This is a genomic window from Ruminococcus sp., from assembly GCF_019417665.1.
Taxonomy (GTDB): Bacteria; Bacillota; Clostridia; order Oscillospirales; family Ruminococcaceae; genus Ruminococcus_C.
Genome location: NZ_DXUU01000004.1, coordinates 105,812 through 118,506, shown reverse-complemented (window position 1 = coordinate 118,506; position 12,695 = coordinate 105,812). Strand labels below are relative to the sequence as shown.

13 protein-coding genes are annotated in these 12,695 nt (G+C 48.8%); 3 read left to right on the top strand and 10 right to left on the bottom strand.

Annotated features, from left to right (window positions below; all coding sequences use genetic code 11):
• Window positions 1-397: 397 nt before the first annotated feature.
• From QZ375_RS02330 to yabP, 10 genes are all read right to left on the bottom strand, one after another.
• Window positions 398-757 (bottom strand): sporulation initiation factor Spo0A C-terminal domain-containing protein, encoded by a 360-nt coding sequence (locus tag QZ375_RS02330; protein WP_295214641.1) that lies wholly within the window; start codon window positions 755-757, stop codon window positions 398-400.
• Window positions 758-959: 202 nt separating this feature from the next.
• On the bottom strand, window positions 960-1,847 hold the full coding sequence (locus QZ375_RS02325; RefSeq protein WP_295214639.1) for a glycoside hydrolase family 25 protein: 888 nt from the start codon (window positions 1,845-1,847) through the stop codon (window positions 960-962).
• A 500-nt stretch (window positions 1,848-2,347) separates the two neighbouring features.
• Window positions 2,348-2,800, bottom strand: a complete 453-nt coding sequence (locus tag QZ375_RS02320; RefSeq protein ID WP_295214638.1) for a GNAT family N-acetyltransferase — start codon at window positions 2,798-2,800, stop codon at window positions 2,348-2,350.
• Window positions 2,797-3,708: a hypothetical protein gene (locus tag QZ375_RS02315; protein WP_295214635.1), complete on the bottom strand. Its 912-nt coding sequence runs from the start codon at window positions 3,706-3,708 to the stop codon at window positions 2,797-2,799. The genes QZ375_RS02320 and QZ375_RS02315 overlap by 4 nt, the downstream gene beginning before the upstream one ends.
• Window positions 3,705-4,790, bottom strand: coding sequence for a TFIIB-type zinc ribbon-containing protein (locus tag QZ375_RS02310; protein WP_295214633.1), 1,086 nt, complete (start codon window positions 4,788-4,790; stop codon window positions 3,705-3,707). Before QZ375_RS02310 ends, QZ375_RS02315 begins: the two co-directional genes overlap by 4 nt.
• Window positions 4,791-4,858: 68 nt before the next feature.
• Window positions 4,859-6,130: an SPFH domain-containing protein gene (locus QZ375_RS02305; RefSeq protein ID WP_295214630.1), complete on the bottom strand. Its 1,272-nt coding sequence runs from the start codon at window positions 6,128-6,130 to the stop codon at window positions 4,859-4,861.
• A gap of 1,204 nt (window positions 6,131-7,334) precedes the next feature.
• Entirely contained in the window at window positions 7,335-7,805 is a 471-nt protein-coding gene (locus QZ375_RS02300) for a S1 RNA-binding domain-containing protein (protein WP_295214628.1), read from the bottom strand.
• 43 nt (window positions 7,806-7,848) lie between these two features.
• Window positions 7,849-8,160 (bottom strand): septum formation initiator family protein, encoded by a 312-nt coding sequence (locus QZ375_RS02295; RefSeq protein WP_295214626.1) that lies wholly within the window; start codon window positions 8,158-8,160, stop codon window positions 7,849-7,851.
• Entirely contained in the window at window positions 8,088-8,681 is a 594-nt protein-coding gene (yabQ, locus tag QZ375_RS02290) for a spore cortex biosynthesis protein YabQ (RefSeq protein WP_295214624.1), read from the bottom strand. The genes QZ375_RS02295 and yabQ overlap by 73 nt, the downstream gene beginning before the upstream one ends.
• Window positions 8,678-8,965 carry a sporulation protein YabP gene (yabP, locus tag QZ375_RS02285; RefSeq protein WP_295214621.1) on the bottom strand — a complete coding sequence of 96 codons (288 nt, stop codon included), beginning with the start codon at window positions 8,963-8,965 and terminating at the stop codon, window positions 8,678-8,680. The genes yabQ and yabP overlap by 4 nt, the downstream gene beginning before the upstream one ends.
• Before the next feature lie 275 nt (window positions 8,966-9,240).
• Here yabP and secG point away from each other — a divergent pair, with 275 nt between their 5' ends.
• The 3 genes from secG to QZ375_RS02270 all read left to right on the top strand — a co-directional run bounded on the left by secG (window position 9,241) and on the right by QZ375_RS02270 (window position 12,349).
• Window positions 9,241-9,498 (top strand): preprotein translocase subunit SecG, encoded by a 258-nt coding sequence (gene secG / locus QZ375_RS02280; protein WP_295214616.1) that lies wholly within the window; start codon window positions 9,241-9,243, stop codon window positions 9,496-9,498.
• 582 nt (window positions 9,499-10,080) lie between these two features.
• The gene (gene rnr / locus QZ375_RS02275) at window positions 10,081-12,237 is read left to right on the top strand and encodes a ribonuclease R (protein ID WP_295214613.1); all 2,157 of its coding nucleotides are present in this window, start codon (window positions 10,081-10,083) and stop codon (window positions 12,235-12,237) included.
• Entirely contained in the window at window positions 12,224-12,349 is a 126-nt protein-coding gene (locus tag QZ375_RS02270; protein WP_295214611.1) for a hypothetical protein, read from the top strand. The genes rnr and QZ375_RS02270 overlap by 14 nt, the downstream gene beginning before the upstream one ends.
• The last annotated feature ends 346 nt before the right edge of the window (window positions 12,350-12,695 follow it).

Genomic DNA, 12,695 nt, shown 5'->3' with positions numbered 1-12,695 from the left:
CGGTTGTCTATCTCAGAACCGTCTTTTGACTATATCATTATTATACTAGGAGAAACAGAAACGAGATCAAAAAGGATGTCAAGAAAAAGAGTAGGTTCAAGAGCAGCTTTGAACATGAGACGTTTTTTACTGATCCGCTCATATTGCGCTTGAGAAACGAGATTCAGCGGAGAATTGTCTTTTTTTGCTCTGGAAACATCTTGATATTCAGCCACAAGGAAATTACTATGTATATGGAGACTCTAACGAATCTTACCAAAACAACTCCACAAAGTTTTTTAGAAAAAGTGCTGGTTTCTTTCATCAGGAGACCATCATTTTTTATATGTATATTGGTAATTAATCTCGACAATGCTACAAATTTATAAGCATTGATATAAATATAAGCTCTTGAAATTTATCCGCCTCCCAGCCGAACCCTATCCGCAGCCAGTGCAATTACTTCCCAATTGCCCGGCTTTCCAATGCAATACGGAAAGAAACTCTGCAATTGTCTTGGGTTAACGTCATAAGCCAGCTCGATCGCATAGCGTATTGCTCTTTCCACGCTTTTCGGTTTCACGCCATACATTTCGGCAACGATGCCATATAGCTGATTACATTGCAGTTCTGGATTTTGTGCCGACAAAACAATCACTTTCCTCAGATAAGAATATCCTTTTAGATTTGCCTGGATTCCCATCTGAAGGATCATCCTCGTTGCAATCTTTTCCTCGTATGAATATTGCGTTTTTGACTTTTCTTTCAAAATTCCCATTTCAATATGCTCCTGTTATATTTCATTTTCCAAAAAGCGATGTCCTCTTTTTATAGAATAACAGAAACATTCTGATACAATATATATCTTTTCTATACCTATTTTGTCGATTCTTGACGAATCATTCTAAATACAAAAAAACTGGCAGTACTGTGCGGATAGACACACAGTACCGCCGGGTTTCCTATTACATACTATGTTTTCACTTTATCTCCGACTGTTTCACCCAACCGGTTACATACGAACCTACAGGCGTTTTCCCAACGTTCGCAGCAGAATTTGTAATGCGTATCCTGCCATTGACCACCTGTCCGTCGTAAATATAATACGTGCCGGATTTCTTTGTTCCAGAAGCTGCCGCAGCTGAAGCATATAGTGTAGCGTTTGACAGCGTAATCTTTGCGCCCTTGGCGTAGCTGCTCTTGCTACTGGATGCCGCTGTTGCAGCAGCGCTTGCCGCTTTGGTATACCCATTTAGTCCAATTTTCTTGATCGTGGTTGGATAGTCCACATAGCAATAATTGCAATCTACATTGCCGTTTACACCGTCAACCTTTCCGGTACTGGAGTGCTGCCACATCCCATAGCTGCCATTGTAATTACACTTGCTGTTGTATTCAGCGATCCACAGCGCATACCGTTTCGCAACCTCGTCGGTGATATGCGTCTGAAGCGGACTGCGGGAGATGTACAGTCCGGCAAAGTACCCGGCTTCTTCCAACACACTGCAAAATGCTGTCACCATTTCACTGCAAACATTCTTGCCTTTCGCAAATGCAGACTTTTCTTCCAAATCAAAGAAAACAGGATATTCAAACTGTTTGTTCTGGATCACCTGCATGCACACCGCAGCTTCCTGTTTGGCTTCTGCGGCAGTTTTTGCATAACTATACCAATACACGCCTACGCCAAGCCCGGCGGCTTTTGCATTCTTGTAATGCGTCTCAAACATAGGATCCTTTTGATTGATTACTTTACCGTAACCAGCACGGATAATCACAAAATCATATCCGGTCGCTTTCACCTTTGCGAAATCCACACTGCTCTGATACTTGGACACATCAATGCCCTTTGCTTTTACTGTTACCATAAAACATCATTCCTTTCTGATATATGTTATTCCACTTCCAGCAGCCCTGCCACTGACGTCAGCACTGACAACACTCCTGCCAATACCACCGCAGACACAACTGCGATCCAATTCACTTCGCTGATCAAAGCAGGCAAACTGTTAGGATACCATCTGGATAATCAATGACAATGATTATCTGAAGATTGATAAGGGTACTAAGTAAGATCGATGGCATGGATAGTGGATACGGAGATGATTAAAGTTATGAACTGATAAAAAGCAATCCCTGAAAGCTCTCCTATGCTCTCAGGGATATATTAAGATATTGAATTGTTCTCTAAGGACAGCACACGTCATCCGATAGTGGTTTTTTCGTCATTTGATCGTTTTTCTTTTGGTACTCTATGAAATCATGCAGCCATTACGATAAGTAGGAGATCTAGTTGGTGCCATATTATCGTTTCTCTCTAAATACTATGGTTTACGTCAATATATTACCTGCACAAATTTCTGTAAGTTTACAGCACCTTGATCATCTGCAAATATCCCAGCGGTTCATAGCCAAGCCGCTGATACAATGCCCGTGCCCGTGCATTTTCTGGTTCTGTCTCCAGACGGATCTCCGCCGCTTTTCCCTTCAGTTCCTGCTCCAGCCAGGTCAGGAAGCGACTGCCCAGCCCCTGAGAACGATAATCCGGACGGAGATACAGTTCTTCCACCCAAACCACCACGCCGCCCAGCTCGTGCTGCATCATACGGTTTGTCACAGCGAAGCCAGCAGCCTTTTCCCCATCGGCAAAGAGATAGCCCGACAAATATCGGTCAGAGGTCATCATCTCCTGAAATGCCGCCTGGTGTCGTTCCGGCGGAATGGGGTGAAGCACTGCGGAAGAATGATAAAACTCTTCTGCCATGGCATAAAATTCCCGTTCATCCGCTGGGCAAAGCGGACGAAAAATAACTGTGCTCATCGGTGATTTCCACCTCCTCCGTGACTTCCGCCGCCGGAACTGCTATGGCTGCTTCCGCCGCCACCGCCGCCGCCAGAACTGGTCTCGATTTTTGTCCGGGTACGATACTGCCGCAGAAACCGGTCTGTACGGTTGGAATAGTGTATATTTCCCTTTTCCAGATAGTGCTGCATACTGCCCGGGCTTTTGAAGCGATAGCTGCGCTTGATTGTGAAGAATGCGATGCACCCTGCCGCCAGTCCCAGGAGAATCGACACCAGAATGATCGTGCCCCAGCTTGCAAGTGCAGTATACTCCTCCGGCAGCTCGCTGACCTCCTGGACAACGCCGTCCTCCATGATGAGATAGGTTCCCGTGCCGCTGTCATAGGTGTAATAGGTGTCGCTGGGTGCGCCCTTTTCTGCATAATATTTCAGATCGAAGCAGAACTTATATACCGCCATGGGGACATCCTCTTCCCCACGTCCCAGATAGGGATTCATATCGCTGAAAATCTCGCTGATACGGTCATATTCCGAGGAGTTGGTATAGTAGAACTGCCCCTTGCCGCTGGTGGAGATATAGTCGAACAAGTCCGCCTCGCCGGACATATCCAGATAGAGGAACACGCCGTCCGTATTGATGCCGAAGCGTTCATCATAGGTATCATCGCAGAAGGCAATGGTCTGGCTCTCCCCCATGGGTTCGCTGCCGATCCATACACCGATGTACATACCGGTTTCCGCCGCAGTTTCCTCCAGATCTTCCATGATTTCATCAAATTCCGAGTCCGTGAGCCAGCCTCCCTCATCGCAGAGATACACCGTATCCGTCTGATCTTCCGTCATTGCAGATGCCGGCAGCGCCGCCATGGCACTCAGAATGCCCAGGGACAGCACTGCCCCGGTGATTTTCCAAAAATGCTTCATCGGAACATTATCCCTCCCAACAGAAGTGAAATCAGCATTACCACAACCCCAAGCACGCCGCTGAATACCAGTGCTTTCGGCAGACTCAGGGGCGGTGTTCCCGCCTGGGTGCCCGTCTGTCCGTTTATGGCAAAGTTATAGTTCTTCCCCTGATACCGATAGTGCATGAACCACACCGGCAGCAGTACATAGTCATGCTGGACATTTTGCAGCACAGCACGCTTCTGGCTCAGCGCAACGGAAGAATAGCCCTTAATATCGTTCCGGAGCAAGCTGACGCTGGCTTCCTCCACACGCTGTTTTACACGGGGCAGCACCTGTTCATAGGTCACATCGTATTTCTGCGCCATAAAACCGCTGAGATACTGCATACTGAAGGGCTTCATCTTTCCATAGGGAAACGGCTCGATGGCGTCCATCAGGGCGTCCTCGATCTTCTGGGAGCCGTCTGCCGGAACAGCCCGATAAGGGATCATGGCAGCACGTTCCACCAGATATTCCTGGGTCTCCGTAACACGATAGTTTCCCTCTGTCCAGCTGCGCACACGCTTTGCAATACCGCTCACATAGGTATCTGCCTGGCAGTTGGTGAGCCAGAAGGGCACATAGACGCCGGACATTTTTTCCAGCTGTTTTTCCGACGTGAAGCCTTTGGGCAAAAACCAGCGTTTTTTACACCACTTATGGAATTTATCCAAAGCATCCTCCCGGTTCAGGGCAAAGGGCAGCACATACGCCGGACAATATTCCCCCGAAAGCCGTCCGGCAAGCACCACCGGTGCATGACAGTAATAACAAAAAGTAGCAGCTGTCTCTGCCTCGGCAATGATCTGTGCGCCGCAGTTCTGACAGGTATAGAGCCGTGTGCCCTCTTCAAACGCTTTTTCGTCCTTTTCGCTCTCCAGCGTATCCGCCTCCGGATCGGCACTCGCCTTTGCCTGCTGCTCCATCTGCTGGTACAGCGTCTGCATTTCCGCTTCGGTATAGGTGCTGTCGCAGTATTCACAGGAAAAATTCTGGTGTGCCGGATCAAAAGTCAGCTCTGCCCCACAGTTGGGACATTTATATTGTACGGTATTCAATCCTGTACCCCTTTCTCTAATTCATAAGGCAAATCAATATTTGCAAGTCTTATGCACGACAGCATCCGTTAATTTCTGGGTTTTCCGCAGTTGGTGCAAAATTTCCCGGTATTGGATGTTCCACAGCTGCAAGTCCAGCTGCCAGATGTCTCCGGCTTTTTACTGCCGCAGTTAGTACAGAAATTCCCTGTATTGACAGTGCCGCAGCTGCAAGTCCAGCCCCCTGCCGGAGCTGGTTTTTTATTGCCGCAGTTGGTGCAGAAATTCCCCGTATTGACTGCACCGCAGCTGCAAGTCCAGCTGCCTGCTGCCGGCTGCTGCATGGGCTGATTCTGCTGCATTTGCTGCATCTGTTGGGCATTGGTCGCCGAAGCGCTTGCCATAAAGTTTCCGGCGTTCTGCATGCCCATGCCCATTGCCATAAACGCCTGACCAGCACCGGCAGTATTAGAACCGGCATTTTGCAGACCCTTTGCAATTGCCCCCTGAACATAACCCTCCCGGATAGTAGGGTCGGACATCATAGCACCCTGGTTGCGCATATTGATGAGTGCCTTGCTCTCGTCGTCATAGCTGATGCTGGCGATACCCACGGAACAAATTTCCATACCACGTGCCTGAGTCCAGTCCTCATCCAGCACCGTTGCCATATACTTGGACAGTTCCATACTCTTGGACGACAGCGCCGAGATCCGCACGCCATCCACCGCCATCTGCCCAATCGCCGTCTGGAGCGCTGTCAGGAATTCCGCATTAAACTGATCACCCAGATCGCTGAATTCCAACCGTTCTGCATTGCGGGGAGCCACTTCCATATAGAATTTCAGCGGATCGGTAATCTTCACGGAATAAGAGCCGTGACAGCGCACAAACAGCTCTGCATTATAGAAACCATCAAAATACTGGAGTGCATTACGTGTACCGAACTTCACACCTCGAATCTCCTGTAAGTTGATGAAATAGACCTGCTGGGATTTGCCGGGCTGACCGCCGAATCTGAAACGCTCGAATGTCTCCCGGACGGATTCTTTCAACTCGCCATTGAACATAGAGGGGGCAGAGGAGAGATAGACCTCATAGCAGCCCTCTTCTGCGGTATAGTCCACGATCCTGCCGCTGTCCACCAGGATCATCATCTGATTGGGACCCACTTCAATGCGGGAACCATTGGAAATAATATCCGGCGTTCCCTTTCGATTACTGCTGCGCTTTCCCCGTGTCACCTGTACGCCCTTTGTCATTACGGTGGTGGGGCCCATGTTATCTGCTGTAATATATTCCAGCCAAGAATCTGCCAACGAGCCGCCGACTGCACCGGCAGCAGCACGAATAATACCCATATGTACCTCCTATAGATCAGAAACATTTTTTCATTTGACATTTCATTACCGTGTGGTCACAGTAATGTTACGATAATTATACCATAGAAAAAAGGGTTTGGCAAGATAAAAAACGCCGCCTGCGCTGTTTTTCCGCAGAATACATTTTTTCAAAAAGCGAATCCAAACCCTTGACATCCCCGGAAAAATCGGGTATACTATAAGAGAAGAGAGCCTATCGCTTCGGCGGTCAGCTCCCAAGTTTAGAGATTATAGAAATAACCGTCCAAGTTTGGCTGCTGGGGCGGTTATTTCCGTTTATTACTATCCTGCATGATTCTGATGATCTGACAGATGAGACTAAGGAGTGTTAAAACTTCTATCAATGTCATAGCAATCACTCCCTTCCGGGAGCGAGGATTTGACCACCTATACACATACATAATATGTATCCGCACACGATATGCTCTCTTCCTGCTTTATTATACAGGATGTGACAGAATATGTCAACAAATATTTTCAAAAATCCTTGACATCCCCGGAAAAATCGGGTATACTATAAAAGAAGGGAGTACACCGGCAGACGGTCGCTCCCATATGTAAAGGTTAAGAAATAACCGCCACAAGTTGGTAGCTGGGGCGGTTATTTCTTTTTGTGATTATGGAAAAGCATGTACAAAAACGTGCTGTATGCCACAAGAAAAGTACCAACCTGAATCAGGTCAGACCATGTCACATAATCCATAGATATCACCTCCCATCCACCATGAGATGTGTGGGAGCGAGAATGACCGCCTACCGTTACTGGTATACTCTCTTGGATTCATTTTATCATAAATTCCAACAAATGTCAAATAAAAATCAATACTTGACAAATTTGAAAAAATCAGCTATACTATAAGAGAAGAGAGCCTATCGCTTCGGCGGTCAGCTCCCAATAAGTAGTTACAGAAAATAACCGCTTCAATTAGGCACTGGGGCGGTTATTTCCGTTTATTACTATCCTGCATGATTCTGATGATCTGGCAGATGAGACTAAGGAGTGTTAAAACTTCTATCAATGTCATAGCAATCGCTCCCTTCCGGGAGCGAGGATTTGACCGCCTATACACATACACAATATGTATCCGCACACGATATGCTCTCTTTGTTTTCTATTATACAGGATGTAACAGAAAATGTCAACAAAAACAGCCCCTTTTCATCAGGAGCTGCTTTTTTGTAATTACTTTCTTCTGGAACGGTTTTTCCGTTCGGTATTACGCTTAATGTCACACATACGCTCTTCGCTGTTCTGCTTGAACCGGGAAAGCATATCCTCAAAGGTCAGCTCGGTAGGTTCGGGCTTTTTCTTCGGTTCCCAGACATTCGGCTTGCTGCGTCGTGGTGCCTGATGCTGTCCCTCTGCACGGGGTGGACGGGGTGCACGACGACTTCCGGCATCCGGTGCATCTTCCACCTGCTTCATAGACAGACTGATCTTTCCCTGCGGATTGATACCAATGACTTTCACACGCACCTGCTGTCCCTCTGTCACAAAATCCCGGATCTCATTGACATAACTGCGGGAAATCTCTGAGATGTGCACCATGCCCATCAAACGTTCTCCCTCTGGATTGTGAATATCCACAAACGTACCATACTTGGTGATATTCTTGACTGTGCCCTCATAAATTTTACCGATTTCGACCTGCATGTAACTCCGTATCCCTTTCTCTTCTCGCTGCTTCCTGCGATATTCAGTTTCTCGATGTGTCATAGAACCGGAATTCATCCGGATATGCATAGTTGTACTCTTCTCTTGCAAGCCGTTCCATATAGCTGTCGATGTCGCCGCTGTCAAGGATCCGTTCCAGATCCTCGTTTTCTGCGGTGAGGTTATCGATCCGCTTCTGTACCTGCGCAAGTTCCGTCTTTTTCTCCGCAATGCTGGACTGGATGGAAACCACACTGACGGTGCAGCCCACGATCGCCGCAATTACTGCTGTCCGGCTGATGACCCGGAAGATCCAGCGTGATTGTTTTTTTTCCTTCTGTTCTGCCTTTGCCATCTTCTTGCCGCCTCCTGTTCTGATCTGTCTGTTTTATTATACAACATTTTTCCGTCTCCAATCAAGGGCAAATGCGAAAAAAAAGAAGCTTTTCCCGAAAGTTTGGCGAAATGTCCAAAATTCTCTTTCAAACCACCGCAAATCCGCACAATGCCGTGGAAAAGCGGTGCCGTCAGCCAGCGCAGAAAACATCCCACCGCACCGAAGATCCGCCGCAGCAGGGGGACTGTCACACATCCCAGGGTGCACCGGTATAATAAAAAGCCCAACGCACTCCCCATGGCATAATATCCTCTCAGCTCGCCGCGTGCCAAAACAGTGGAAAAACAGAGAAGCGATATTCCCCAAAGCAGCAGAAAGACAATATCCTCCAGTGCTGTGGCAAGCCGTCCATGGGAGATCAGCACACGCAGGGTACGCAAAATATCGAAACAGAAACCCAACGGGATCCCCAACAGTACAGCAAAGATCAACAGCCGTGTCTGTTCCGGCACAGTGAAAAAAGTCTCCAGCTCCATCATCGGAACAGCTTTCCCAATAGGGACAACGGTCCCCGGCGGTCTTTTTCCCCGTATTGCAGCAGCCAGATATCCCCGGTAATGGTCATGTCGCCGCTTTCCACGCTGACATCATTGATGTGCAGATTGCGTCCCTTGATGGTCAATTCCCCCAGACTGGTGAACAGGTTGATCATACGCTCGTCAAAACAATCCACATCCGTCACCCCCGTCAGTGTCAGCTTCGATCGATCCTCCAGGATCAGATTGTGATGCCCGGTCGGTGCTGGCAGATCTTTCTTCATCATAATGATAATTACCTCCCTGGTTTTAAGCATGATCTGATATTTTACTATCACGGCAGAAGTTTCTCTCCCACAGTTTCCATCAAAATCATACTTGTATTTTCTTTGCTCATCTCATTCTATGCGGCAAATTCATAAAAAATCACCAGTTTGTACAGGATTTCTTTGTCTAAATTTCCGAGAAAAATCCCTTGCAATCTTCAGGAAAACGTGGTATAATATTAGAGATATTGATAAAATGCAGAAAACTGCATAAAAACGACGGGAGGAGGGATTCCATGAGCGTATTGGAAATTATCCTGGGTGCTGTTGTCCTGGCGATCAGCGTCGTTCTCATCATCATCTGCATGATGCAGGAGCAGAAGCCCCAGAACGCTACTGCTGCACTGACTGGTGCAAGCAATGATTCGTTCTATGACAAAAACCGTGGTCGCACAAAGGAAGCACGTCTGAAGAAGATCACATTCGTTTGTTCCGTTGCATTCTTTGTTCTGATTTTGTTTATGGATATTGTGATGCCGCTGCTCATCAAGTAAACGAAGCGGCTCTTCGTCCTGTGCTTCGGTGTTTTCCCGGATTGTCGGGAAGGTTGCTGAGGCGCAGGATGTTTTTTTGTGCATGATGGAGTGTGTATTTTTGTTTGTCGAGCGCTCTGCGTTTCCATTTGCAGTACTCAGTCCACACGAAACTTTTTAGACTTAAAAACGAAAAGCGCAGGGCGAGGGCTTGCTCCCGCCATTCCCGAAAAACCTAAGAGGAAACCCATTGTAGTACAAAGTCCTACTTAAAACTTTATCTTTCTACAATTGAAGATTTCAGATAAATACGGCGGGAGCAAGCCACCGCCCTACGCTTCTGATTTCCAGACAGAAAGTAAAGTTTTAAGCGTGACAATGTAGTAGGGGCGACCATTGGTCGCCCGCACTCGAACTGTGTTCGCTTACAGATTGACCATTTGCAGACGGAAAATACGGGCAAATCATGTTCGCCCCCTACATGGTGTTTGTTTTTCATTTTGTAGGGAATAACAGTATACAAACAAAGATTTCCTGATAAAAAAGTAAAGCTTGAGAAAAAGAGATCTGCCGCAGTGGGCGGCAGGAGAAAGGAGCCATTGTATGGCAAACACGCAATTCGGCGGCGCAGAGAGCGTCGAAAGCTACCGCAAAAAGATCATGACCATTCTGAAGAAAAACGGACGAACACCCCTGAGTGACCGGGAGCTTGCCACAAAGTGCCGTACCAACCGGGGCGGCGCTGCAAACTTCCGCAAGGCAGTGGATGAACTGCGGCACGAGGGTGCTATCTGCGAACGCCGCCGGGGCTATGTTTCCTCCGCCAATATGGGCTATTACCCGGCAACTATCGTCCGCCTGAGCCGCACCTTCGGCTTTGCACGGCCGGAAGAAGAGGGTGCAATGGATGTGTTTATCCCCGGAAAATTTTTGCAGGGCGCTATGACAAAAGACCGGGTACTCATCGGCAATATTCCCTCCCGAAGCGGCAAGCCTGAGGGTGAAGTCCTCGCCATTCTGGAAGAAGCGGACAACCGTCTCACTGGTATTATCGTCAATGAGGACGGCAGACTGATGTTCCGGGCGGACACCATGTCCAAGACGCCCATTCAGATCCAGCGCAAGGACAGTGTGCTGTACAACGAAGGAGAAAAGGTTCTGGCAGAGGTAGTCTATCGTGGTCAGCGCCATGCCGAGCACAAGGTGAAGATCGTGTTCAGCTTCGGCACTTCTACCCGTGCCAGCGTCTGCGCACAGGCTATGGTAGCACTCCACGGCGTGACAGAGGAATTCCCGGAAGAAGTGGTACAGCAGGCGGATAGCCTTGCAAATGCACCCATTCCGGAGGAGGAATACAAAAAGCGTCTGGATCTGCGTGATACGCCGATCTTTACCATTGACAGTGCCCACTCGAAAGATCTGGACGATGCGGTCTCTCTGGAAAAAACGGAGACAGGCTACAAGCTGGGCGTGCACATTGCCGATGTATCCCACTATGTCCGCCCGAAAACACCGCTGGATGAGGAGGCACTGCGCCGAGGCACCAGTATTTACTATGCTGACCACGTGATTCCCATGCTGCCCAAGAGCTTGTCCAACGGCATCTGCTCTTTGAATCCCTGCGAGGATCGCCTTGCTTTTTCGGCTCTCATGGAATTGGACGAAAAGGGCGAGATCGTGAAGTATGATTTCCGCAAGACAGTCATTCGTTCAGCAGTCAAAGGTGTTTATAGTGAAGTCAATGAGATCCTGGACGGCTCAGCTTCACCGGAGCTGCTGGACAAGTATCAAGATGTCGTGCACATGATTCCCTTGATGGATGAGCTATGCGATATCCGTCTCCGGGAACGGAAGCTGCGTGGTGCGCCGGAACTGGAAACTGCCGAGGGAAAGCTTGTTATCAATGAGGAAGGCGTCTGCGTGGATGTTGTGGCACGGGAGCGCGGCAAGAGCGAATGTATCATTGAGGAAATGATGCTCCTGGCAAACGAGGCTGCGGCAAAAATGGCACGGGAAAAGAACCTGCCCTTTGTCTATCGTGTCCACGACAAGCCCAATGCGGAAAAGATCGAGAATCTGGAAAAGATCCTCCTACGCCTGGGCGTAGAGGTTCCGGTATTCACAGACATCAAGCCCACACACCTGGCACAGATCCTGGATGGTGCACGAGGCACGGATCTGTATCCGGTACTGAATGTCATGGTGCTGCGTTCCATGGCAAAGGCAGCCTATGCACCGGAGCCCATCGGGCACTTTGGTCTGGCACTGAAGGACTATGCTCATTTCACTTCCCCCATTCGACGGTATCCTGACCTTGCCATTCACCGTATCCTGAGCAGCTACTGCGAGAATCCCGATGCTGGGGCAATTCAGGAACGATATGCGGCATTTGTGGTACAAGCATCTGCCCAATCCAGTGACACAGAAGTCCGTGCCATTACCATTGAGCGTAACTGCGATGACTGCTACAAAGCAGAGTATATGCAGCAGCATCTGGGCGAGATCTTCGATGGCATTGTTGCCGGCGTGACGGACTTCGGCTTTTATGTGGCACTGCCTAACACTGTGGAAGGTCTGGTACACGTGGCTTCTCTGCCGGAGAGTGACTGGATCAACGACGACAGCATTGCCTTCCGGGAAGAACAGGGCACTGCGTGCTATCGTCTGGGAGATACGGTACGGGTACAGTGCACGAAGATCGATGTGAACAGCGGTAATGTGGACTTTGCTTTGGTGGAAGAGGGGCATGAGTCAGCGTAACTGCGGCACTGTCCAGAATATGCAGCATGTAGGGGCGGCTATCAGCCGCCCGTTTTTGTTTGGCTGGGATGCAGGCGAACACAGTTCGCCCCTACATTTGCTGCCAAAGTAAGCACAAAGAAAGTCAAATTACCGCGCCCAGCAAAAGTGCGGAAAAGGGGTGAGGGGTGAAGGGAAAGAGAGTGCAGAGGGAAAACCGTGAGGGGAGCGGGGAAAATCCGCACTTTTGCCACGGTTTTCTTTTTTCCCCGCTCCCCTTAGGTTGTCCCTTTGCTTCCATTGTAACTTAACACTTTGCTGAAAGTGGAAGTGCGGGCGACCAATGGTCGCCTCTACAGTTGCACCGAATTTGTGTAATTGTGGGGAATACGGCGGGCGGATGATATCCGCCCCTACAAAGGGTTCTCCTTAGGTTCTTCGGGAACGGCGGGAGCAAGCCCCCGCCCTACGCTTTTGGT